This window comes from Streptomyces typhae, from assembly GCF_009755605.1.
Lineage (GTDB): Bacteria > Actinomycetota > Actinomycetes > Streptomycetales > Streptomycetaceae > Streptomyces > Streptomyces typhae.
The window spans coordinates 134831-156465 of record NZ_WPNZ01000016.1; the positions used below are offsets into that span (position 1 = coordinate 134831).

Genomic DNA, 21635 nt, shown 5'->3' on the forward strand with positions numbered 1-21635 from the left:
AGAAGAACGAAGGACCCGACCGACGCCTGTACCGGACACAGAGACCAGACGTCGAGACCGAACGCCGAAATCGATCAGAGGACCGTCATGACCGGACTGCCGACCGGGTCGCCGCATGGACCACCACATGGACCACCACATGGACCGCCGTGTGGACCGTCGCACGGACTGCCGAGCAGACTGCCGAACTCAGAGGATCGCGCCCGGCTTGTAGGCCGCCGCCTCCGGGTGCTCCTTGAGGACGGCCTCGACCTGGGCGACGACCGTGGCGACCTGGTCGCTCGCGGCACCGGTGAACGACAGCTTGTCGGCCATCAGCTCGTCGAGCTGGACGCGGTCCAGCGGAATGCGGGAGTCGGCGGCCAGCTTGTCCAGGAGTTCGTTGCGCTCGGCGCCCTGCTCGCGCATGGCGAGGGCGGCGGCGACAGCGTTCTCCTTGATGGCCTCGTGGGCCTCCTCGCGTCCCACACCGGCCCGCACGGACGCCATGAGCACCTTCGTGGTGGCGAGGAACGGAAGATAGCGGTCCAGCTCACGGGCGACGACCGCGGGGAACGCGCCGAACTCGTCCAGGACCGTCAGGAACGTCTCCAGCAGGCCGTCCAGCGCGAAGAACGCGTCGGGCAGGGCCACGCGGCGCACGACCGAACAGGAGACGTCGCCTTCGTTCCACTGGTCGCCGGCCAGCTCGGCGGTCATCGACGCGTAGCCGCGGAGGATGACGGTCAGGCCGTTGACGCGCTCGCAGGAGCGGGTGTTCATCTTGTGCGGCATGGCGGACGAGCCGACCTGGCCGGGCTTGAAGCCCTCGGTGACCAGCTCGTGCCCGGCCATCAGGCGGATCGTCTTGGCCAGCGACGAGGGGGCGGCGGCGAGCTGCACGAGCGCCGTCACCACCTCGTAGTCGAGGGAGCGGGGGTAGACCTGGCCGACGGACGTGAAGGCGCGCTCGAAGCCGAGGTGGGAGGCGATGCGGTCCTCGAGCTCGGTGAGCTTGCCGGCGTCGCCGCCCAGCAGGTCGAGCATGTCCTGGGCGGTGCCGACGGGGCCCTTGATGCCGCGCAGCGGGTAGCGGCCGAGGAGGTCCTCCAGGCGGCGGTGGGCCACGAGCAGTTCGTCGGCGGCCGTGGCGAAGCGCTTGCCGAGGGTGGTGGCCTGGGCGGCGACATTGTGGGAGCGGCCGGCCATGACCAGCTCGGCGTACTCGCCGGAGAGCCTGCCCAGGCGAGCGAGGACGGCGACGGTACGGGACCGGACCAGTTCGAGGGAGAGCCGGATCTGCAGCTGCTCCACGTTCTCGGTGAGGTCGCGGGAGGTCATGCCCTTGTGGACGTGCTCATGACCAGCGAGGGCGTTGAACTCCTCGATGCGGGCCTTCACGTCATGCCGGGTGACCTTCTCGCGCTCGGCGATGGCGGCCAGGTCGACCTGGTCGAGCACGCGCTCGTAGTCGGTGATCGCCGCGTCCGGCACGTCGATGCCGAGGTCCTTCTGGGCGCGCAGAACGGCGAGCCAGAGGCGGCGCTCCAGCTTCACCTTCTCCTCGGGCGACCAGAGCGTCGCGAGCTCGGTGGAGGCGTAACGCCCGGCGAGGACGTTCGGGATACGGGGCTTTGCAGGCGCAGCAGTCACAGTGGGCCATTCTACTGTCGGTTTCTGCAGGCCAGCGCCATGGGTCGGATCGTCGGAAGCTACAAGAGCCGGACCGGCGCCGACGCCCGCACCGACGCCCGCACCGGCGCCGACTCCCGGACCGCAGCCGACTTCCGGACCGCAGGCGGCTCCCGGACCGCATCCGGCTCCCGGACCGCACCCAATTCCCGGATCGCTTGCAGTTCTCGGACCACATACAGTTCCCGGACCGCATCGCATCCGGCTCCCGGGCGGCGCTCCGTTCTCAGGCTGGGCCCGGTGCTCAGGCTGTGCCGGGTAAGCGGACTCCGCCAGCTCTCAGGCCGTCTCAGGCTCCACGCGGTGCCAGGTCTGGACGGGGCCGGGGGCCGTCGGGTCGTCCGGCGTGACCCAGAACGCGCGGCCGGTCTCCGGGTCGACATGGGCGCCCACGCGGCCGTCGCCGGAGGAGCGGCCGGTGAGGCGGCGGCCGATCCAGGGGCCCAGATGCCGCCGCGCGAAGCGCAGGTCGCTCGCGCGGCGGGCGGCCCAGGCGGCGCGGACCGCGGGCGGCAGCGGTGTGCCCCAGTCCTCCACCGGTTCGTGGCCGAGCGTCTGCCACACCGCTTCGGCGACCCGGCGGTGGCCCTCAGCCGTCAGATGCAGCCGGTCCACGTCCCACATCCGCTGGTCGCCGAGCGCCGCGGACCCGTACAGATCGACGACGACGGCTCCGTGCCGGGCCGCGAGCTGGTCGACGTGGTGGAAGAGCTCCTCCATGCGCGGGCGGAACCGTTCGAGGACCGGGCCCTGGCGGCCGGGGCTGCGCATCAGGACCAGTTGCTTGCAGGCCGGGGCGAGGGTCTCCACCGCGTGTTCCAGCAGGCCGCGCACCCGGCCCATGTCGCACTTGGGCCGCAGGGTGTCGTTGAGACCGCCGACAAGGGTGATCACGTCGGCGCCCAGCGCGGCGGCCATCGGGGCCTGCTCCTCGGCGATCTGTCCGATGAGCTTGCCGCGTACGGCGAGATTGGCGTACCGGAAGCCGGGGGTGCGGGTCGCGAGGCGCTCGGCGAGCACATCGGCCCAGCCGCGGTAGGTGCCGTCCGGCAGCAGGTCGGACATGCCCTCGGTGAAGGAGTCGCCGATCGCGACAAGGCTGGTGTGGCGGGGATCGATCTGCATGGCGATGTGATGGTATCCCGCCCTTGCCGGAGCTGCCGGAGCTGCCGGAGCTGCCGGAGCTGCCGGAGCTGCCGGAGCTGCCGGAGCTGCCGGAGCTGCCGGAGCTGCCGGAGCTGCCGGGGTGGGCCGGTGGGATCAAGGGTGGGTGAAGCGGGCTGCGTGTGCGCCATGCAGGCGGCAGGGTGGCAGTTTCCGGCCGAACGCCACGAGCAGCAGGTCCTGCGCGGACCCGGTCAGGGAAGAGCCCGAACCGAAGGACCAGGAGATGCCAGGGGAGGAGGCGGCAGGGGCCGGGGCGTCGGCGGCGGCGATGCCGGGGGTGGTGCGCAGTTCGACGCCGTCCAGGTCGGCGCCGAAGAACTTCGCCGACTTCGGTGTCACATGGTCGAGGAGGATACGAAGGCGGGGATCCGGCACATGGCGGGGGAGGCCGAGGGCGACGGTGATGTCGAGGCCGTGGACGACGTCGTGACCGAGGGCACCGATGTAGCCGCCCACCGGCGGGGTCCAGGGGTGGTCGGCGTGGTCCCGCAGGAAGCGTGCGAGGTCGCCCGCTGGGAAGGCCGCCGCGTCGGCGCGGGCGGTGCGGTCCGTCATGCGGTGCAGGCTCCCGCCCGCCTTCGCCAGCTCCCACAGGACCCGGGGGAGGGAGCGGCGGAAGCCCAGAGACATATGGGCGGCGACCTCGCGGACGCGCCAGCCCGAGCACAGGGAGGGTGCCTCCCACTGTTCGGGTGCGAGGTGCTCCAGCAGGTCGGCGAGGGCGCGGCGTTCGGCGGCGATCTCGGAGCGGAGGTGCTGGGTCGTGAGGTCCGTCGCAGTCGGTGTGTTCCCCATGGTTCAAAGATCGTCGCGGAGCTGTCAGAAGTCCAAGAGCCAGTACGTCTCGTGGCTAGCATCCTCAGTTATGGAACTTCGCCAGCTCCGTTACTTCCTCACCGTCGTCGAGGAGGCCAACTTCACGCGGGCGGCGGTCGTCCTGCATGTGGCGCAGCCCGGTGTGAGCGCACAGGTCCGCCGGTTGGAACGGGAGTTGGGGCAGCGGCTCCTCGACCGTTCGGGGCGGTCGGTGACCGTGACGGAAGCGGGTGCGGCGGTGCTGCCGTATGCGCGGGCCGCCCTGGCGGCCGTCGACGGCATGCGGCAGACCGCCGACGAGTTCACGGGGTTGTTGCGGGGGCGCGTCACGATCGGCCTGGTGTCGGGTGCGGCGACGCACGAGTACGACATGGCGTCGGTGCTCGCCGACTTCCACGACGCCCATCCGCACGTCGAGATCGCGCTGACCGAGGACGCGTCGGACCGGATGCTCGCGTCCGTCCGCGAGGGGCGGCTCGACATCGCTCTGGCCGGTCTCACCGACGGCGCCCCGCCGCAGGGTGTCACCTGGCAGCTCGTGATCGACGAGCCGCTGGCGGCGCTGGTGGCAGTGGACGACCCGCTGGCGCGGCACGCCGAGCCCGGCCGGACCGTACCCCTGGCTGCCCTCGCCGATCGCCCTCTCATCAGCCTTCCGCGCGGGACGGGGCTGCGGGCGGTGCTCGAACGGGCTTGTGCGCGAGCAGGGTTCGCGCCGCGGGTGGCCTTCGAGGCCGCGGCGCCCGACCTGCTGGTGCAGCTGGCCGTACGTGGCCTCGGCGTGGCCGTCTTCCCCGCGCCGGGGGCGGAGGCCGCCGCCGCGCGCGGATTGCGGGTGGTCCGGTTCGAGGAGCCGTGCCCTCGCGGCCGGATCGGTCTCGTGTGGCGGTCGGACGGTCCCGCGAGCCCGGCCGCCCGTGCGTTCCTCGCTCGGCTGCGTGTCGCGTTGCCCCCATGCGAGGACACCGCGGCCACAGGGGACATCGCAGCTGTCGCAGGAATCGGGGACGGCGAAGAAGGGCCCGCGAGAGTCTCGACGCCGCTTCGCAACCAGCGCGAACATAACGGTAGTTGAGGGCTCATCGACGAGCTCCGCGTCACCGGAGAGGGGTCCGCCATGTGGACCGCTGCCTTCTGGAAAGCGACGGCCGAACGCGCGATCCGCACATTCGCGCAGGCACTCGCCGCCGTGCTGGTCGCCGGGGCGACGAACCTCCTCGACGTGGAGTGGCTCGCCGCCATCGGCACGGCCGGCATGGCCGCGCTTCTCGCCGTCCTGACGGCGCTGGGCTCCGCGAAGGTGGGCCCTCCTGGACCGGGCCTCACCGAGATCCCGGGCGGCCGGGGACACGGCCCTGCGCTGTGACAGGCTCCGCCCCGCCCGGGTGACACTCCGCCCCGCCCGGGAGGCACTCCGCCCACCCGGGTGCACTCCGTCCCACCCGGGCGGCGGTCTCGGCTCCGCCCTACCCCGGTAAAACTCCGCCCCGTCCGGATGACAGGCTCCGCCCCGCCTAAGCGGCAGACCCGCCCCACCCCGGTGGGGCGGCCCCGTCCCACTCCCGGCGGGCACCTCACACAGGCTGGCCGAACAGCTCCCGCAGCACGTCCTCCATGGTGACCATCCCGGCCAGCCTGCCGTCCTCGCCGAGTACGGCGGCCACATGGGTGCGGCTGCCCCGCATGGCGGTCAGGACGTCGTCCAGCGGGGTGGTCTCCCGTACCCGGGCGATGGACCGCATGTCCGCCACCCGGAACGGCAGGTCGCGGGGGCTGACATCGAGGGCGTCCTTGACGTGGAGGTAGCCGACGATGCGGCGCCCCTCGTCGACGACGGGGAAGCGCGAGAAGCCGGTCTCGGCCGACAGCGCCTCCAACTGCTCGGGGGTGACGCCCACGCGCGCGTACTTCACGCGTTCCAGCGGCAGGACCACGTCACGGACGGGGCGGCGGCCCAGCTCAAGGGCCTCGTGCAGCCGCTCCTGGGCCCGGTCGTCGATCAGGCCCGCGTCGCTGGAGTCCTGCACAAGACGGGCCAGCTCGGCGTCCGAGAAGGTGGCCGCGACCTCGTCCTTGGTCTCGACGCGCAGCAGCTTCAGGATCGCGTTGGCGAACGCGTTGATCGCGAAGACCAGGGGGCGCAGCGCCCGCGCGCAGGTCACCAGGGGCGGCCCGAGCAGCAGCGCGCTGCGCACCGGCTCGGCCAGGGCGATGTTCTTCGGGATCATCTCGCCGAGCAGCATGTGCAGATACGTCGCCACGGCCAGCGCGATGACGAACGAGATCGGGTGGACCAGGCCGTGCGGCACGCCCACACCGTCGAACACCGGCTCCAGGAGGTGGGCGATGGCGGGCTCGGCGACGACACCGAGGACCAGGGTGCACAGCGTGATGCCGAGCTGCGCGGCGGCCATCAGCACGGACACGTGCCGCAGACCCCACAGGACGCTCTTGGCGCGCCGGTCGCCGTCCTCGGCGTACGGCTCGATCTGACTGCGCCGTACGGAGATCAGGGCGAACTCCGCGCCCACGAAGAAGGCGTTGACGACGAGCGTCGCCAGGCCGATCAGGAGCTGTATGACGGTCATCGGTCGTCCTCCTCCGGCTCGTCACCGGCGGCTTCGGCGGGGGCGTGCAGCAGCACGCGGGCGGCGCGGCGGCCCGTGGCGTCCACGACGTCGAGGCGCCAGTCGGCCACCTCGACCGTGTCGCCGACGGCGGGAATGCGGCCGAGTTCGGTGGCGACCAGGCCCGCGAGGGTCTCGTAGGGGCCGTCGGGCGCCCGCAGGCCCACGCGTGCGAGCTGGTCGGTGCGGGCCGCGCCGTCCGCCGAGTACAGCGCGCGGCCGTCCTCGTCGGTGCCGGCCGGAGCAAGGTCGGGCGTCTCGTGCGGATCGTGCTCGTCGTGCACCTCGCCGACGACTTCCTCGACGATGTCCTCCAGGGTCGCGACGCCCGCCGTACCGCCGTACTCGTCGATGACGACGGCCATCGTGCGCTTGCCCGAGAGCCGGTCCAGGAGGCGTTCGACGGTCAGCGACTCCGGTACGAGCAGCGGCTCGCGCATCAGCTCGTGCACGGACTGGCGCGGCCTGCGCTCGGCGGGCACGGCCAGGATGTCCTTGATGTGGACGACCCCGACGACCGAGTCGAGGCTGCCGCGGTAGATCGGGAACCGGGACAGGCCGGTCGCCCGGGTGGCGTTGGCGACGTCCTCGCAGGTGGCCTGCACGTCCAGGGCGACGACCTGCACGCGCGGCGTCATGACGTTCTCGGCGGTGAGGTCGGCCAGGTTCAGCGTGCGCATGAACCGCTCGGCGGTGTCCGGCTCCAGGGCGCCCTCCTTGGCGGAGTGCCGGGCCAGGGCGACCAGCTCCTTGGGGCCGCGCGCGGAGGCGAGCTCCTCGGTGGGCTCCATGCCGATGCGGCGCACGGCGCGGTTCGCCGTGTTGTTCAGATGCCTGATGAAGGGGCGGAACGCGGCGCTGAAGAAGCGCTGCGGCGTCGCCACGCGCTTGGCGATGGCCAGCGGTGAGGAGATCGCCCAGTTCTTGGGCACAAGCTCGCCGACGACCATCAGGAAGACGGTCGACAGGGCGGTACCGATCATGAGGGCGACGGTCGAGGACGCCGAGTCGGGCACGCCCGCGGCGTTCAGCGGGCCCTCGATGAGGTCGCCGATCGCCGGTTTCGCGAGCATGCCGACGACCAGGCCGGTCACGGTGATGCCGAGCTGCGCGCCGGAGAGCTGGAAGGTGAGGTTCTTGACGGCCTTGAGGGCGCTGGCGGCGCCCCGCTCGCCGCGTTCGACGGCACGCTCCAGGTCGCTGCGTTCCACGGTGGTGAGCGAGAACTCCGCCGCGACGAAGACGCCGCACGCGAGCGAGAGCAGCACCGCCACGAGGAGCAGGAGCACTTCGGTCATCGGGTCACCTCCGTCCCATGATCGGCCACGGGCGGGGCGAATGCGCGATGTCGGGTACTGGGAGGCTCGCCCATGGGCGGACGCTCACACCTTTCCGTAAGGTTCGAATTCGAATGATCCGACCATGTTAAAGGACCGGCAAAACACTGGACCCCATGTGACTCTGCGTGACATGATGTGATCCTCGCTATGCCGCTTACCCCTGCTGCCTCCGGCTATCCCCAGCCGTCCCGGCTGCTCCCGGGCACACCGCCTCAGTCGGTGAGCGGTTTCACCCAGCGGCTCCACTCGGGCTGCGGTGCGTAGCCCGCGGCGTGCCAGGCCAGGTGGGCGAGTTCGTTGCGGTTCAGGACCATGGCGTCGGCGCGGCGCCCACCGAGTGCGGCGAAGCGCTCCTCGGCCGCACGCAGCAGGGCCGTGGCCACCCCGGTGCGCCGTGCGTCGGGGTGCACCGCGAGGCGGTACAGCGACGCCCGCCAGCCGTCGAAACCGGCGATCACCGTGCCGACGAGCTCACCGTCACGCTCCGCGACGAGCAGGGCCTCGGGGTCCCGGGCGACCAGGCGCTCCACGCCACTGCGGTCGTCACTGATGCTGGTGCCCTCCGCGGCCGTCTTCCAGAAGGCCAGCACGGCGTCGAGGTCGTCGGGGCCCGCGGCCCTTGTGCGTAGATCGCTCATGGCGGCATCCCATCACCGCGCCGGGCCCGCATGCGGGGATTTCCGGGATGTGGACCAGGCCCACAGGGAGTGCCGCCGGAACGGCTCCTCAGCTCCCGGCCAGCTCCTCGATGACCGGACCGAACGCCTCCATGGCCGGCTCCAGGACGGTGATGTACGAGAACCCGTACCGCTCCCGTTGGGCGCGCAACTGCTCGGCCAGCTGCCGGACCGTACCGATCAGCAGGATCGGCAGGTCCAGGGCCTCGTCCTCGGTGAGGTGCGGGACGAGCGCCAGCGAGGGCCGGATCGCGGCTCGCCGGTCCGGGGTCACCTCGACCAGCTGGACCAGGACGTTCAGCTCCGCGGGCGCGGGGCGGGCCGCGGCGAGACGCCGGTAGGTGGCGACGCGGTCGTCGAGGGCCTCCGCGGTGAGGACGGTCAGCGCGCCGTTCGGATCGCCGGGCTCGGCGCGTGCGCCGGTGAACGCGGCGATGTCCGCGTGCTCGGCGACCACCTTCAGGACGCGGTCGCCGTTGCCACCGATCAGCAGGGGTGGCCGGGGCCGCTGAAGAGGCCCAGGCGCCTGCTCCGGCGAAGCGGGGAGCTGCGGTGCCTGCTCCGGTGAAGCAGGGGGTCCCGGTGTCTGCCCCGGCGGAGCACTGAGCCCGTCCACCGCCTCGACGGCTGCGACCAGGGCGGACACGCGCTCACCCGGCGTGCCCCAGGGCACCCCGGCCGCGTCGAACTCCGCCTGCACATAGCCGGTGCCGAGACCCACCTCGAGCCTGCCGCCGGTGAGGGCGTCCGTGGTGGCCACCTCGCGGGCGAGCAGCGTCGGATTCCAGAAGGCGGCGTTCAGAACGAACGTGCCGACCCGCGGCCGCTCGGTCGCCTCCGCCGCCGCGACGACGGCCGGGAACGGCGCGGGCATCCCCAGATGGTCGGGGACCAGGATCACGTCGTAGCCGAGCGCCTCCGCCCGGCGGCACTTCGCACGCCACTCCTTCCCCGCCGCGGGGGTCATCATGTTGACGCCGAACCGGAACGGCCTGCTCATGAACTCTCCTCGTCCGACGTGCTCACGGGTACGCGTGCATGCTCACGGGTACGTCTACGTGCTCACGCGTGCACATGCGTACTCGCTCCAGCTCGCACGTGCTCGCTCCAGTTCATGCGCTCCGGCTCACGCGCTTCAGCTCAGGCGCTTCAGCTCATCATGCTCACTCGTGGGCGATCGCCTCCAGGACGTTCATGCGCGACGCCCGTAGCGCGGGAAGCAGCGCCGCCACGATCCCGACCACCACCGAACCGACGACGACCGCCACGACGGTCGACCACGGCACCGCGAACGCGGCCAGCCCCTGCAACTCCAGGACCTGGTGCATCGACACGCCCCACACCAGACCGAGGACGAGGCCGAGCACCGCACCGAACACCGCGATCACCACCGACTCCAGGCGGATCATGCGGCGGAGCTGCCGTCGCGCGAGGCCGATCGCGCGCAGCAGCCCGATCTCCCGGGTGCGCTCGACGACCGACAGGGCGAGGGTGTTGACCACGCCGAGCACCGCGATGACGATCGCGAGGCCGAGGAGCGCGTACACGAGGTACAGCATCACGGCGATCTGATTGCGGATCAGCTTCTTGTAGTCGGCCTGGTCGCGCACCTGGACCTGGGGGTACGGGTCGAGCGCCGCGTCCAGGCGGTCGCGCAGGGTGTCGGCGTCCGTGCCCGGCGCGGCGTTCACGTACACGGCGGAGTCCTGCCCGCCGGGCACGTACTTCTCCAGCGTGCCGAGGCCCATGAACACCCCGCCCCGCATGCCGGGGCCCTCGGGCCCCTCCAGGTCGGTGAGCGCGCCCACGGTCAGCCGCGCCCTGCGCTTGTCGGGGAACTCCACCGGCAACACCGAACCGACGCGGACACCGTGGTCCTCGGCGTACTCCCGGTCCATCGCGACGCGCCCGGGAGCGAGGGCCCGTGCCGAACTGCCTTGCGCGTACGTCATCTTCACGACGTCGTCGAGCTGCGGCCCGTACCCGGCGGCTGTCGTCTTCGTCGTCCCGCCGTCGGGCATGTGCAGCTTCAGGGGCGTGAAGCGGTTGCGTACGACGTCGGAGGTGCCCTCGGTCGCCCGGACCTTCTCGGTGACCTCCAGGGGGAACGGCAGGAACGCGTTGTTCTGCACGACGAAGTCCGCGCCGAGGGTCCTGTCGATCTGCTCGTCGAACGACTTGGTCATGGAGGCGCTGGCCACCGAGAGGCCGCCGACCAGGGCGAGGCCCACCATCAGGGCGGCCGCCGTGGCGCCGGTGCGGCGCGGGTTGCGCAGCGCGTTGCGCTGGCTCATCCGGCCCACCGAGCCGAACAGGGCGGGGAAGGCGCCACCGAGCACCCGGATCACCGGCCGTACCAGGAGCGGGCCCGCCACGACGGTGGCGACCAGGCTGAGGACGACACCGAGGCCGAGCAGCGACGCCGACGTCGAGGTGTCGGACGACACCGCGCACCCCGCGAACGCGGCGGCCCCGGCCGCCGCCACGACCCCGCCGACGACGGCCCGCGTCCGCAACGGCCGCCCCACACCCGCGATCTCGGCGTCCGCGAGGGCCGCCATGGGCGACACCTGCGCGGCCCGGCGCGCCGGCAGATACGCGGCGACGAAGGTGACGCCCACCCCGACCACGTACGACACCACCGGCGTCGGCCAGGCGATCACCATCTCCGTGGACTTGAGGTTCATCCCGAGCAGACCCATCAGTTCGATGAGTCCGGCGGCGAGCCCGATCCCGGCGGCCAGGCCGAGGGTGGAGCCGACCGCGCCGAGGAGCACGGCCTCGATCAGTACCGACCGGCGCACCTGCCTGCGGTCGGCGCCGAGCGCGCGCAGCAGCCCCAGCTCGCGCGTGCGCTGCGCGATGAGCATCGAGAAGGTGTTGACGATGAGGAAGATGCCGACGAGGACCGCGACGCCGGCGAAGCCGAGCATCACGTACTTGATCACGTCGAGGAACCCGCCGAGTTCGGACGCGGCCGACTCGGCCTGCTCGTCCGCCGTCTTCAGGTCGTAGGAGGAGCCCAGTTCGGTGGCGATCCGCCGCTTCAGCTCGGCGTCCGTGACGCCGGGCGCGGCGTCGACCGTGATGCCGGTCGCCGCGCCCTTGTCGCCGAGCAGCCTGGCCTGCGCGGTCGGGGTGTCCAGGAAGACCAGGGCCGCGCCGGGGTTGGTGGTCGTGAACGTGACGATGCCGACGACCCGGACCTTGAACGAGCCGGGCGCGGCGAGGACCGAGAGCGTGTCCCCGATCACCACGTCCTTCTTGTCGGCGGTGTCCGCGTCGACCAGCGCCTCACCGGCGCCGCGCGGGGCCCGGCCCGAGGTGAGCTCGACCGGGCTGCGGTCGGTCTCGTACCAGTTGGAGGCGATGGTGGGCGCGCCACTGGTGGGGCCGACGGTGTCGTTGTGGCTGTCGACGACCGTGATGTTCTCGACCTCCGCGTCCACATGCGTGGCGGCCACGCCGTCGACCTTCGCGACCTGCCGTGCCACCGCGGCGGGCAGCGTCGGTGTCCGGCCCGTCGGCATGCTCTCGTCGAGGTCGTCGTCCGGGGGCGCGACCGTCACGTCCGCGGACGTGGACGCGAAGAGCCGGTCGAAGGTGCGGGCGACGGTGTCGGAGAAGATCAGACTGCCCGCGACGAACGCCACCGAGAGGATCACGGCGAGCGCCGACAGGGCCAGCCTGCCCTTGTGCGCGAGGAAGCTCCGGAGCGTGGCCTTCAGCACGGGTAACCGCCTCAGTCCTGGGTGGCCGGGTCGCCGGACGCCTCGCCCGACGGGGGGCGCGCGGGGGGAACGGTGCCTTCGGGTGCGGGCTGTGCGGGCGCGACGGCCCTTTCGGGTCCGGGGGTGGGCTGTCCCTGTGGGGCGGCGTTGTCGGGTGCGGGCTGTCCCGGCAGGGCGGTGCTCCCGGGTGCGCGTCCCGCGGGCGGGACGGCGCCTTCGGGATCGGGCCGTGTCCCCTGGAGCGCGTCGAACCGTTTCATCCGCTCCAGGACCCCCTCCGCCGTGGGCCGCGGCATCTCGTCCACGATCCGGCCGTCCGCAAGGAAGAGCACCAGGTCGGAGTGGCCCGCGGCGCTCGGGTCGTGGGTCACCATCACCACCGTCTGCCCCAGGGAGTCCACGGCTTCGCGCAGGAACCCGAGCACCTCCAACCCGGCCCGCGAGTCGAGGTTGCCGGTCGGCTCGTCGGCGAAGATCAGTTCGGGGCGCGACGCGAGGGCGCGCGCACACGCGACGCGCTGCTGCTGCCCGCCCGAGAGCTGCGCGGGCCGGTGCCGCAGCCGGTCGCGGAGACCGAGCGTGTCGATGACGTGCTCCAGCCACTCGGCGTCGGGCCGCTTGCCCGCGATGTCCATCGGCAACGTGATGTTCTCGCGCGCGTTCAGCGTCGGGATGAGGTTGAACGACTGGAACATGAACCCCACCCGGTCCCGCCTGAGCTGCGTCAGCTCACGCTCCTTCAGCCCGGTGATCTCGGTCTCGCCGAGCCACACCTGGCCCGCGGAGACCGAGTCGAGCCCGGCCAGGGTGTGCATCAGCGTGGACTTTCCCGAACCGGAGGGCCCCATCACGGCCGTGAACCGCTGCCGCGCGATGTCCACGTCCACCGCGTCCAGAGCGATCACCGCCGTCTCGCCGGACCCGTACGCCTTCGTCAGGCCGCGGGCACGGGCGGCGACGCCGACGGGCTCGGTGCGCTCGGTGTGCGGTGCCGAAGCTGATGTGGACAAGGCCGCCTCCCAAGTCGTGGGCGCCCCGACTCGCGTATGCCAGCGGAGAGTCCAGCAGAGAGTAGACGCTCGCACCGGGGGGCTGGTATCCCTCGCAAGTCGGTCGATCGGGCGCGTGTAAGGGGCACTTGACGCGTCCCGTGTGAGCCCCTTGCCGGTGCTAGCGCATCGGCGCTAGCTTGTGGGCATGGCGAAGACTCAGCTGAACGTGCGGGTGGACGTGGACACCGCTCGGGCCGCGCGCGAACGCGCCACGGCCCGCGGTATGAGCGTCAATCGCTACATCGAAGAGCTCGTCAAGCAGGACGCGGGCGAGCTCGGCCACACCTTCGTGGAGGCGGCGGCCGACTTCATGAAGCAGTACGAGTCCGTCTTCGCCGAGGAGTTCGGCGCGGAGCGCGAGGGTCGTCGCTGACCGTTGAATCTCAGCATCGACCTCGCCTGGCTCCTCATGGTGGCCGAGCACAAGACGCCAGGCGACCCGCAGGTCACCGACTGGGGAGCCCTGGTCGCCGCCGTCGCACGGCACGAGGCGGAGATCTTCGGCGTACCCGTCTACGAGGGACCGCACGACCGTGCCGCCGCGCTGCTCCAGCTCCTGCTGCACCTGCCCGCCCTCGAACGCTCCAACGCGCTCTTCGCCTCCTCGGTCGCGTACGCCTATCTCGTCGCCAGCGGTGTGAAGGTGGTGACATCGCCCGAGCAGGTACGGGACCTGGCCCGGCTGATCAAGGAGGACGGGGCGGGCGTCGACGCCATAGCGCGTGAGCTGCGGCAGTGGAGCCTCTGACGGGGCTTTGCACGGGGCCGTGGCCTCCCTCGGTGGACGGGCACCGATGAGTTGTGGCCCGCGTACCGGTCAACACAGGGCAAGCAGTCAGCACGCGCCCTCACGACCCCCGGGAGTACGGCCATGCCCGCCACCATCCAGCCCATGCTCATCACCCCCGACCTGGACCGCCTGGTCGCCTTCTACACGGAGCTGCTCGCCGCGGAGGAGACCGACCGGGTGCCGGACGAAGGTCCCGTCTTCTTCCTGAACCTGCGGGTCAAGGACTCGGACCTCGGCATCGTCGCCGACAGGAACGTCGAACCGGGCACGCCGCAGCGCTCGCTCCTGAGCGTGACGGTCGCATCCGTGGACGATCTCCTCGCACGCGTCGAAGCGCTCGGCGGCACGGTGCTCGGCCCGGCCAACGACATGCCGTGGGGCCAGCGGGTCGCGCACATCAAGGACCCGGACGGCAACGCGGTGAACCTCGCCCAGCCGATCTGACGGCGCCGCTCAGACGCCTTGCCCGGCGAGGTCGGCGGGACCGGCCTCAGGAGGGCGGCGCGCCGAGCCCAGTACGCAGTACGACGTGGGCAGCCGCGGCCCGTGCGCGGGCACCATGACCTGCCGGTACGGCCTCAGCTCGAATCCGGCGGCACGCAGCGCGCCCACCGTGTCGCGGCCCACGTGGCAGCCGCCGAACAGCAGCGGCCACACCGTACGGTCCAGGGCGCGCTGGGCGGTCGCCATCGCCGTGCCCGGGGCCCTGCCGTGCTCGAAGAACCGCAGCTCGCCGCCGGGACGGAGGACCCGGCGCAGCTCGGCGAGCGCTCGCGGCACGTCCCGTACGCTGCACAGCACGAGCGAGGTGACGGCGTAGTCGAACGCCTCGCTCTTGACGGGCAGGGCCTCCGCGGCGCCCGGCACCACGTCGACGGGAACCTCCGCGCGCAGCGCCGCCGACACGGCGAGGCCGCGCAGGAGGCGCTCCGGTTCGATCGCCACCACCTCGGCGACCGTGGCCGGATAGTGTGCGAAGTTCAGGCCGTTGCCCGCGCCGACCTCGATCACACGGCCGCCGACGCCGTGCAGGAGTTCGGTGCGGTGCGGGGCGACGACGCGTTCGGCCGCCACGCTCTGGCGGGCGTAGAAGCGGGCGAACACCGGGTGGTGGACCGCGTCGCGCGGGGCGGGTCTGGCGGAGGGCGGGGGCATGGTGCCTCCAGGGGTCTGGCTGGTACTTCCCCCGTCCCCGCCCACGCCGAAACCGTTCAGACCCGCCCCAAAACCTTCCCGTCCCGCTCCGAAACCCTCCCGTCCCGCTCCGAAACCGTCCCGGCTCACGCCGTCACCGTCCCGGCCCTGGAGGTCGGTGGGCCTACCCCCTCAGGTCCCGCACATCCCACCGACCCCCGAGGCCCGGCCCCAGCCACCCCGCCACGCGGTCGCGGAACACGGACGCGTCCAGTGCCCCCGCGCCCTCGGGCACCGCCCCCAGCAGGGGAGCCCCCGCGGCGTCGGCCAGTTCGGCGAGGTTGCAGCGGGAGGCCAGGTCCGGGACGGCGGGCCAGCTGCCGATGACGACGCCCTCGGTGGCCAGGCCCCGGGCGCGCAGGGCCTCGCCGGTCAGCGTCGTCATGTTGAGGGTGCCGAGCCCGGCCGTGGCCACGACGAGGACGGGCGCGTCGAGCAGCCGGGCCGCGTCCGCGAGCGTCGCCCCGGCCCCGTCGAAGCGGACGAGGAGACCGCCGGCCCCCTCCACCAGGACCAGATCGTGCGAGGCCGCCAGCTTCGCGGCGGCCTCGGCGACCTCGGCGGGCGTGACCGGCGCGAGCCCGGCCCGCGCGGCCGCCGTCGCCGGTGCCAGCGGCTCGGGATAGCGGGCGAGTTCGACCCCGGTCACCCGGTCGCCCGCGAGCCGCCGCACCTCGGCGACATCGCCGGGATCGCCGGGCCCGACCCCCGTCTGGGCGGGCTTCAGGACGGCGACGCTGCGCCCGGCGGCGACGGCGAGCGCGGCCACCGCCGCGGTCGTCACCGTCTTGCCGATCTCCGTGCCCGTACCCGACACCACGAGCACGCTCACGCGCGCACCTCCTCGCGGTTCGCGGCCGTGCTCGCGGCCGCCGCCGCGCACACCGCGCGGCCGATCCGGGCGATGTCGTCGTCGCCGGTGACGAAGGGCGGCATCGTGTAGATCAGATCGCGGAACGGCCGCACCCACACGCCCGCCCGTACGGCGGCGCGCGTCGCCGCTTCCATGTCGACCTGGTGGTCGAGTTGTACGACACCGAGTGCGCCGAGTATCCGTACGTCCTGGACGCCGGGCAGCTCGGCCGCCGGAGCGAGTGCCGCCCGCAGACCCGTCTCGACGCGCTTGACCTCGGTCGCCCAGTCCTGCCCGAGCAGCAGGTCGATGGAGGCGTTCGCGACCGCCGCCGCCAGCGGATTGCCCATGAACGTCGGCCCGTGCGCGAGCACCGGCACCTCGCCGCGCGCGATGCCGTCCGCGACCCGCGCGGTGCACAGCGTCGCCGCCATCGTGAGATAGCCGCCGGTCAGGGACTTGCCCAGACACATCACATCGGGTGTGACACCCGCGTGGTCCGCCGCGAACAGGGCGCCCGTGCGCCCGAAGCCCGTCGCGATCTCGTCGAACACGAGCAGCACGCCGTGTGTGTCGCAGGCCTCCCGCAGGGCCCGCAGATACCGCGGGGAGTGGAACCGCATGCCGCCCGCGCCCTGCACCACCGGCTCCACGATCACGCCCGCGAGTTCATCGGCGTGCCGTTGGATCAGGTCGTGCAGATGCCGCGCGTACGCCTCGTCGTAGGCGTCGAACCCGGCGGGCGGCAGGTCGGCGAAGACCTGCTCGGGAAGTACGCCCTGCCACAGGCTGTGCATGCCGCCCTGCGGGTCGCACACGGCCATCGGCTGCCAGGTGTCGCCGTGGTAACCGCCGCGCCAGGTGAGCATGCGCCGCTTCTCGGGCCTGCCGAGTGAACGCCAGTGCTGGAGGCACATCTTGACCGCGACCTCCACGGACACCGATCCGGAGTCGGCCAGGAAGACATGCTCCAGGCCGTCCGGAGTGATGTCGACAAGTCGCTTCGCCAGGCTCACGGCGGGTTCGTGGGTGAGCCCGCCGAACATGACATGGCTCATGCGGTCCAGCTGGTCGCGTACCGCCTCGTTGAGGACGGGGTGGTTGTAGCCGTGGATGGCCGACCACCACGACGACATGCCGTCGATCAGCTCGCCCACCCCGGCGACGCTCAGCCGCACCCCGGTGGCCGACTCCACGACCAGCGGTTCCTGACGCCCCGGCATCGGGCCGTAGGGGTGCCAGACGTGGGCGCGGTCGAGGTCCAGGATCTCCCGCAGGCCCAGGCTGGGGGCCGTCGCGGCGTCGCGCGTACCGGTGGCCGCGGCGCCGTCACGCATACCGGCGGCCGTCCCGCCGTCACGCATTGGGAGCCAGGTCCGTGCCGGCGCCGCGGCGGCGTACCGCGACCAGGTCAGTGCGCGCACCGGCCTCGTCCGCGGAGGCCCCAGCACCCCCCGCACCGGGCGCCGACCCCTCGGACCCGCACACCGACCCGCAGCCACCGCCCCTGCGGTGCTCCGGCAGCGTCACCTGGTCCGTGGTCTCCACCTCGAAACCGGCGTCCGCGATCATCTCCAGGTCGGCCTTGCCGGCCTGGCCCTCACTCGTCAGGTAGTCGCCGAGGAAGATCGAGTTGGCGAGGTGCAGGGCGAGCGGCTGCATGGTGCGCAGGTGCAGTTCGCGTCCGCCCGCGATGCGGACCTCGACGTCCGGGCAGACGAACCGGACCATGGCGAGGATGCGCAGACAGCGCTGCGGGGAGAGGTTCCACTCCTTGGCGAGGGGGGTGCCCTCGAAGGGGATGAGGAAGTTCACCGGCACCGAGTCGGTGTCGAGCTCGCGCAGCGCGAAGACCACGTCGACCAGGTCCTCGTCCGTCTCGCCCATGCCCGCGATCAGGCCCGAGCAGGCGGAGAGCCCGGCCGCGTGTGCCTTCTGCACGGTGTCGACGCGGTCGGCGTACGTATGCGTCTTGGTGATGTCGCCGTACGTCGCCTCGGACGTGTTCAGGTTGTGGTTGTAGGCGTCGGCACCGGCGCCGCGCAGCCGCTCCGCCTGGCCGTCGGAGAGCAGACCGAGGCAGGCGCAGACCTCGACGCCCTCGTTCTGTTCCTTGATCGTCCTGATGGTGTCCGAGACACGGGCGACGTCCCGGTCGGTCGGGCCCCGGCCGCTCGCCACCAGGCACACCCGCTTGGCGCCGCCGGCGAGCCCGGCGGCCGCGGCCTCGGACGCCTCCTGCGGCTTCAGCCAGGTGTACTTGAGGATCCCGGTGTCCGCGCCGAGCCGCTGCGAGCAGTACGAGCAGTCCTCGGGGCACAGACCGGACTTGAGGTTGACCAGATAGTTGAGTTTCACCCGCCGCCCGAACCACTGACGCCGTACCTTTCCGGCCGCCGCCACCACGTCGAGCAGCTGCTCGTCGGAGGTCGCGAGCACGGCGAGTGCCTCTTCACGGCTCGGCAGCTCGCGCCGAAGCCCCTTGTCCAGCAGCGTGTTCAGCAGATCCATGGCGCTGATCCTGACGTACCCCGGTCGCTATGACCATGGAGATTCTGAACAACAGAAGCGATGAGAGGTGTGGGTATTGCCACACCATGGCCGGGTGGCGTGGCCGCTAGGGTCTGTGCACTGTCTACAAACACCCGGTCCGTACGAGCCGTGCCCGCGGCCTTCGTGCGCCGACCCACGAGGCCCCGGAGGTCCCATGGCGAGCTCGCCGTTCGACTGGATCGACGAGCAGGCGCGGCAGCGCGAGCGGGCGGGCCTGGTGCGTACGCTGCGCCCGCGTCCGGCCGAATCGGGACTGCTCGACCTCGCGGGCAACGACTATCTGGGGCTCACCCGGCACCCGGAGGTGACCGCGGGCGCGGCCGACGCGGCCCGGCGCTGGGGCGGCGGCGCGACCGGTTCCCGGCTGGTGACGGGCTCCACCGAACTGCACGCCGAACTGGAGCACGAACTGGCCGCGTTCTGCGGTTTCGAGGCGGCCCTCGTGCTGTCGTCGGGGTACGCGGCGAATCTCGCGGCGGTCACGGCGCTCGCCCCGCACGGCTCGCTGATCGTCTCCGACGCGGGCAACCACGCCTCGTTGATCGACGGCTGCCGTCTCGCCCGCGGAACGACGCAGGTCGTGCCGCACCGCGATCCGGACGCGGTGCGCAAGGCGCTCGCCGCTCATGAGGGCCCGGCCGTGGTGGTGACGGACTCGGTGTTCTCCGTCGACGGGGACGCCGCACCGCTGCGCGGCCTGGCCGCGGTGTGCCGGCAGGCGGGGGCGGGGCTCGTCGTCGACGACGCGCACGGCCTCGGTGTGCTCGGCGCGGGCGGGCGCGGTGCCGCGCGGGCCGCCGGTCTCGCGGGCAGCGCCGACACCGTCGTCACGGTGACGCTGTCGAAGTCGCTCGGCAGCCAGGGCGGTGCCGTGCTCGGCCCGGCCAGGGTCGTCGACCACCTGGTCAACGCCGCCCGGACGCTGATCTTCGACACGGGACTCGCCCCGGCCGCGGCAGGCGCCGCGCTCGCGGCCCTGCGGGTGCTGCGCAGGGAGCCGGAACGGTCCGCGCGCGTGCGTGCGGTGGCCTCCGAGCTGCATGAACTCCTCACCGATGAGGGACATTCGGCGGTGCGTCCCGACGCAGCCGTCGTCTCGGTGCGCGCGCCGTCGCCGGAAGCGGCGGTGCGCTGGGCGGCCGACTGCCGGGCCGCGGGCCTCGCCGTCGGCTGTTTCCGTCCGCCGTCGGTTCCCGACGGCGTCTCACGGTTGCGGCTGACCGCACGAGCCGACCTGACCGGCGCACAGATCGCCGATGCCGTCCATGTGATCAGCCGCACCGCACCCTGACTCCTGAGATCTGGCACCTGAGACCTGGGTCCAGGGTCCGGCGCAGTCACTCGGACCTCACCGAAGGGCGCCGGTGAAGTCCTCCCAGGCGGCGGGGGAGAAGAGCACGGCCGGTCCGGCCGTGTCCTTCGAGTCGCGCACGGCCAGCAGACCGGCGAGCGGTCCCGATCCGAGCGTCGCCGTTTCCACGCAGTTGTTCATTCCGTTGCTGCGGCTGCTGCGCCGCCACCGCGCGTCCCTGAGGGACGTGCTGGAGGGAACGGACCGAGGCAGTGCAGTCATAGTGCCTCCTTACGCGCCGTCACCTAACTCGGCGATGTAATCCATTGAATCGTGAACGGAAAGCGCCTGTCCCTGAAGAGAGTTGAAGGCGTCGGTGTACGCCTTGAGGTCTTCTTTCCGTTCGAGGTAGAGGCTACTCGTCAAGTGGTCGAGAACAACCACATCCAGATCAGAAATGTTCGGAAAGGAGAGAATAACGAAAGATCCGATCAGCCCGATGTGCTCGCCTGCGGCGAACGGCAGCACCTGGATGCGGACTTGGGGAAGCCGTGACGCCTCCCGCAGCCGCCGCAATTGCCCGGCGAGAACCTCGGGTCCGCCGACCTGGCGCCGCAGCACCGCCTCGTCGAGGATCACGCTCAGTCGCAACGGCGACTCGCTGCGCAGCACGTCCTGCCTGGCGAGCCGTACCTGCACCAGGGCTTCCACCTGTTCCGGGGGCAGCTTGCCGAGCGCGGCACGTGTCACCGCGCGGGCGTAGTCCGGTGTCTGCAGAAGGCCCGGCACGACCGTGGTCTCCAGGGTGCGCACCCGGCAGGCCTGCGACTCCAGACTGATGAAGTCGCGGTAGGCGGGCGGCAGCAGACCCCGGTAGGCGTGCCACCAGTGGTGCCGCCCGTTCTCCTCGTCGCCGCCCGCGAGCACGACCAGGAGCTCCCGCAACTGCGGGTCCCCGACCTCGTACGCGTCGAGGAGCAGCTGTACGTCCGAGGCGCGCACGCCGGAGCGCCCGGTCTCGATCCGGCTCACCTTCGACTGGTGCCAGCCCACGCGCGCGGCCGCCTCGCCACTGGTGAGCCCGGCCTGTCCGCGCAGCGCCCGCAACTCAGCGCCGAGTTTGCGGCGGCGCACCGCCGGGCCGTACTGCATGTCCGTCTCCTTCCGGACGTCCGCGCCAACCGTACGGGACAGAGGGAGACAGTAGAGGAAGTGCCGGGGTTACGCCCAAATACGGTCTGCCGTCGGAGAGTTCACCGCTTCGAGCGACAGATATATGCACATCTTGGTGGATCGCCGCGCGTCATTGGCCCCGGAGTGGCAGTCTGGCGCAAAGCACCAGTTCCGGGACCGTTCTCGAGTTCTTCCGCCGCGCGTCGGAGCCCGGTCCCGTTGGGAAAGGGACGGCCACGTCATGGCAGATCACCAGGAAGCGTCAGTCACTCTGCCGAGCGATCCCGTCTCGGTAGCTGCGGCCCGCAGGTATGTGGGAAATGTCCTGTCGGAGTGGGGCCTGCCACCCGAAGCGGACGTCGCCGACACGGTGCGCCTCATCGTTTCCGAACTCGCCACGAACGCGGTTCAGCACACCCTCGGCCAGTCGCCCACCTTCACCGTCGACGTGCAGCTCGACCGGGACGAACGGCTGCGCATCGGTGTCACCGACAGCCACCCCCGCTACCCCAAGCGCCTGCCCGCCGCCGTCCAGCAGGACAACGGCCGCGGCATGGTCATCATCCGCTGGCTGACCGCCGAGTGCGGCGGCCGGCTCTCGGTCAGCCCCACGCGGGAGGGGGGCAAGACGGTATGGATCACCCTGCCGTGGTCGGTGCCTGTGCAGGGTTGACGCCGGGGCGTCGTCCGCGTCCGCGTC

Annotated in this window: 23 protein-coding genes; 8 read left to right on the forward strand and 15 right to left on the reverse strand. The window is 71.9% G+C overall.

Annotated features, from left to right (window positions below; translation table 11 throughout):
* Positions 1-189: 189 nt before the first annotated feature.
* Together purB and GPA10_RS27205 are read right to left on the reverse strand one after the other, a co-directional pair.
* Positions 190-1632 carry an adenylosuccinate lyase gene (gene purB, locus GPA10_RS27200; RefSeq protein ID WP_343041376.1) on the reverse strand — a complete coding sequence of 481 codons (1443 nt, stop codon included), beginning with the start codon at positions 1630-1632 and terminating at the stop codon, positions 190-192.
* A gap of 318 nt (positions 1633-1950) precedes the next feature.
* Positions 1951-2796, reverse strand: coding sequence for an SGNH/GDSL hydrolase family protein (locus tag GPA10_RS27205; RefSeq protein WP_058848815.1), 846 nt, complete (start codon positions 2794-2796; stop codon positions 1951-1953).
* A gap of 23 nt (positions 2797-2819) precedes the next feature.
* Between GPA10_RS27205 and GPA10_RS43465 the strand changes: the two genes are divergently transcribed.
* Positions 2820-2945 (forward strand): hypothetical protein, encoded by a 126-nt coding sequence (locus tag GPA10_RS43465; protein WP_281364846.1) that lies wholly within the window; start codon positions 2820-2822, stop codon positions 2943-2945.
* Here GPA10_RS43465 and GPA10_RS27210 read toward each other — a convergent pair.
* Positions 2932-3633: a maleylpyruvate isomerase family mycothiol-dependent enzyme gene (locus GPA10_RS27210; protein WP_157167791.1), complete on the reverse strand. Its 702-nt coding sequence runs from the start codon at positions 3631-3633 to the stop codon at positions 2932-2934. The genes GPA10_RS43465 and GPA10_RS27210 overlap by 14 nt on opposite strands.
* Positions 3634-3703: 70 nt before the next feature.
* On the opposite strand from GPA10_RS27210, the gene GPA10_RS27215 reads away from it, so the two are divergent.
* Both GPA10_RS27215 and GPA10_RS27220 read left to right on the forward strand, forming a co-directional pair.
* Positions 3704-4729 carry a LysR family transcriptional regulator gene (locus GPA10_RS27215; RefSeq protein WP_157167792.1) on the forward strand — a complete coding sequence of 342 codons (1026 nt, stop codon included), beginning with the start codon at positions 3704-3706 and terminating at the stop codon, positions 4727-4729.
* 42 nt (positions 4730-4771) lie between these two features.
* Positions 4772-5020, forward strand: a complete 249-nt coding sequence (locus GPA10_RS27220; RefSeq protein ID WP_058848813.1) for a holin — start codon at positions 4772-4774, stop codon at positions 5018-5020.
* Positions 5021-5228: 208 nt separating this feature from the next.
* Here the strand turns inward: GPA10_RS27220 and GPA10_RS27225 are convergent, their stop codons facing one another.
* From GPA10_RS27225 to GPA10_RS27250, 6 genes are all read right to left on the reverse strand, one after another.
* Positions 5229-6242, reverse strand: a complete 1014-nt coding sequence (locus GPA10_RS27225) for a hemolysin family protein (protein ID WP_058848812.1) — start codon at positions 6240-6242, stop codon at positions 5229-5231.
* Positions 6239-7579 (reverse strand): hemolysin family protein, encoded by a 1341-nt coding sequence (locus GPA10_RS27230; RefSeq protein ID WP_058848811.1) that lies wholly within the window; start codon positions 7577-7579, stop codon positions 6239-6241. The genes GPA10_RS27225 and GPA10_RS27230 overlap by 4 nt, the downstream gene beginning before the upstream one ends.
* A gap of 254 nt (positions 7580-7833) precedes the next feature.
* The gene (locus GPA10_RS27235) at positions 7834-8259 is read right to left on the reverse strand and encodes a GNAT family N-acetyltransferase (protein WP_157167793.1); all 426 of its coding nucleotides are present in this window, start codon (positions 8257-8259) and stop codon (positions 7834-7836) included.
* Positions 8260-8347: 88 nt separating this feature from the next.
* The gene (locus GPA10_RS27240) at positions 8348-9298 is read right to left on the reverse strand and encodes a TIGR03621 family F420-dependent LLM class oxidoreductase (RefSeq protein WP_157167794.1); all 951 of its coding nucleotides are present in this window, start codon (positions 9296-9298) and stop codon (positions 8348-8350) included.
* 163 nt (positions 9299-9461) lie between these two features.
* Positions 9462-12029, reverse strand: coding sequence for an ABC transporter permease (locus GPA10_RS27245; protein ID WP_343041377.1), 2568 nt, complete (start codon positions 12027-12029; stop codon positions 9462-9464).
* An 11-nt stretch (positions 12030-12040) separates the two neighbouring features.
* Positions 12041-13039: an ABC transporter ATP-binding protein gene (locus GPA10_RS27250; protein ID WP_246259833.1), complete on the reverse strand. Its 999-nt coding sequence runs from the start codon at positions 13037-13039 to the stop codon at positions 12041-12043.
* Between the two features lie 187 nt (positions 13040-13226).
* Between GPA10_RS27250 and GPA10_RS27255 the strand changes: the two genes are divergently transcribed.
* The 3 genes from GPA10_RS27255 to GPA10_RS27265 all read left to right on the forward strand — a co-directional run bounded on the left by GPA10_RS27255 (position 13227) and on the right by GPA10_RS27265 (position 14315).
* The gene (locus tag GPA10_RS27255; protein WP_058848807.1) at positions 13227-13454 is read left to right on the forward strand and encodes a hypothetical protein; all 228 of its coding nucleotides are present in this window, start codon (positions 13227-13229) and stop codon (positions 13452-13454) included.
* Positions 13455-13490: 36 nt separating this feature from the next.
* Entirely contained in the window at positions 13491-13829 is a 339-nt protein-coding gene (locus GPA10_RS27260; protein ID WP_157167858.1) for a fic family toxin-antitoxin system, toxin component, read from the forward strand.
* 123 nt (positions 13830-13952) lie between these two features.
* Complete coding sequence (locus tag GPA10_RS27265) at positions 13953-14315, forward strand: VOC family protein (RefSeq protein ID WP_157167795.1); 363 nt, start codon at positions 13953-13955, stop codon at positions 14313-14315.
* A gap of 9 nt (positions 14316-14324) precedes the next feature.
* Here the strand turns inward: GPA10_RS27265 and GPA10_RS27270 are convergent, their stop codons facing one another.
* The 4 genes from GPA10_RS27270 to bioB form a co-directional block, all read right to left on the reverse strand.
* Positions 14325-15026: a class I SAM-dependent methyltransferase gene (locus GPA10_RS27270; RefSeq protein WP_157167796.1), complete on the reverse strand. Its 702-nt coding sequence runs from the start codon at positions 15024-15026 to the stop codon at positions 14325-14327.
* Between the two features lie 163 nt (positions 15027-15189).
* Positions 15190-15897, reverse strand: coding sequence for a dethiobiotin synthase (gene bioD / locus GPA10_RS27275; protein ID WP_343041378.1), 708 nt, complete (start codon positions 15895-15897; stop codon positions 15190-15192).
* The gene (locus GPA10_RS27280; protein WP_246259871.1) at positions 15894-17141 is read right to left on the reverse strand and encodes an adenosylmethionine--8-amino-7-oxononanoate transaminase; all 1248 of its coding nucleotides are present in this window, start codon (positions 17139-17141) and stop codon (positions 15894-15896) included. Before GPA10_RS27280 ends, bioD begins: the two co-directional genes overlap by 4 nt.
* A gap of 133 nt (positions 17142-17274) precedes the next feature.
* Complete coding sequence (bioB, locus tag GPA10_RS27285; protein ID WP_058848804.1) at positions 17275-18429, reverse strand: biotin synthase BioB; 1155 nt, start codon at positions 18427-18429, stop codon at positions 17275-17277.
* Positions 18430-18625: 196 nt separating this feature from the next.
* Here bioB and GPA10_RS27290 point away from each other — a divergent pair, with 196 nt between their 5' ends.
* Positions 18626-19762, forward strand: coding sequence for an 8-amino-7-oxononanoate synthase (locus tag GPA10_RS27290; protein WP_157167797.1), 1137 nt, complete (start codon positions 18626-18628; stop codon positions 19760-19762).
* A gap of 57 nt (positions 19763-19819) precedes the next feature.
* Here the strand turns inward: GPA10_RS27290 and GPA10_RS27295 are convergent, their stop codons facing one another.
* On the reverse strand, positions 19820-20044 hold the full coding sequence (locus GPA10_RS27295; protein ID WP_157167798.1) for a DUF397 domain-containing protein: 225 nt from the start codon (positions 20042-20044) through the stop codon (positions 19820-19822).
* Between the two features lie 9 nt (positions 20045-20053).
* Positions 20054-20914 carry a helix-turn-helix domain-containing protein gene (locus GPA10_RS27300; RefSeq protein ID WP_157167799.1) on the reverse strand — a complete coding sequence of 287 codons (861 nt, stop codon included), beginning with the start codon at positions 20912-20914 and terminating at the stop codon, positions 20054-20056.
* A 262-nt stretch (positions 20915-21176) separates the two neighbouring features.
* Between GPA10_RS27300 and GPA10_RS27305 the strand changes: the two genes are divergently transcribed.
* Positions 21177-21608: an ATP-binding protein gene (locus GPA10_RS27305; RefSeq protein ID WP_058848800.1), complete on the forward strand. Its 432-nt coding sequence runs from the start codon at positions 21177-21179 to the stop codon at positions 21606-21608.
* Positions 21609-21635 lie beyond the last annotated feature (27 nt).

Coding starts and splice junctions, on each gene's coding strand:
- GPA10_RS27205 (WP_058848815.1), bottom strand. CDS start 2,796: ATGCAGATCGATCCCCGCCACACCAGCCTTGTCGCGATCGGCGACTCC.
- GPA10_RS27210 (WP_157167791.1), bottom strand. CDS start 3,633: ATGGGGAACACACCGACTGCGACGGACCTCACGACCCAGCACCTCCGC.
- GPA10_RS27215 (WP_157167792.1), top strand. CDS start 3,704: ATGGAACTTCGCCAGCTCCGTTACTTCCTCACCGTCGTCGAGGAGGCC.
- GPA10_RS27220 (WP_058848813.1), top strand. CDS start 4,772: ATGTGGACCGCTGCCTTCTGGAAAGCGACGGCCGAACGCGCGATCCGC.
- GPA10_RS27225 (WP_058848812.1), bottom strand. CDS start 6,242: ATGACCGTCATACAGCTCCTGATCGGCCTGGCGACGCTCGTCGTCAAC.
- GPA10_RS27230 (WP_058848811.1), bottom strand. CDS start 7,579: ATGACCGAAGTGCTCCTGCTCCTCGTGGCGGTGCTGCTCTCGCTCGCG.
- GPA10_RS27235 (WP_157167793.1), bottom strand. CDS start 8,259: ATGAGCGATCTACGCACAAGGGCCGCGGGCCCCGACGACCTCGACGCC.
- GPA10_RS27240 (WP_157167794.1), bottom strand. CDS start 9,298: ATGAGCAGGCCGTTCCGGTTCGGCGTCAACATGATGACCCCCGCGGCG.
- GPA10_RS27255 (WP_058848807.1), top strand. CDS start 13,227: ATGGCGAAGACTCAGCTGAACGTGCGGGTGGACGTGGACACCGCTCGG.
- GPA10_RS27260 (WP_157167858.1), top strand. CDS start 13,491: ATGGTGGCCGAGCACAAGACGCCAGGCGACCCGCAGGTCACCGACTGG.
- GPA10_RS27265 (WP_157167795.1), top strand. CDS start 13,953: ATGCCCGCCACCATCCAGCCCATGCTCATCACCCCCGACCTGGACCGC.
- GPA10_RS27270 (WP_157167796.1), bottom strand. CDS start 15,026: ATGCCCCCGCCCTCCGCCAGACCCGCCCCGCGCGACGCGGTCCACCAC.
- GPA10_RS27280 (WP_246259871.1), bottom strand. CDS start 17,141: ATGCCGGGGCGTCAGGAACCGCTGGTCGTGGAGTCGGCCACCGGGGTG.
- bioB (WP_058848804.1), bottom strand. CDS start 18,429: ATGGATCTGCTGAACACGCTGCTGGACAAGGGGCTTCGGCGCGAGCTG.
- GPA10_RS27290 (WP_157167797.1), top strand. CDS start 18,626: ATGGCGAGCTCGCCGTTCGACTGGATCGACGAGCAGGCGCGGCAGCGC.
- GPA10_RS27295 (WP_157167798.1), bottom strand. CDS start 20,044: ATGACTGCACTGCCTCGGTCCGTTCCCTCCAGCACGTCCCTCAGGGAC.
- GPA10_RS27300 (WP_157167799.1), bottom strand. CDS start 20,914: ATGCAGTACGGCCCGGCGGTGCGCCGCCGCAAACTCGGCGCTGAGTTG.
- GPA10_RS27305 (WP_058848800.1), top strand. CDS start 21,177: ATGGCAGATCACCAGGAAGCGTCAGTCACTCTGCCGAGCGATCCCGTC.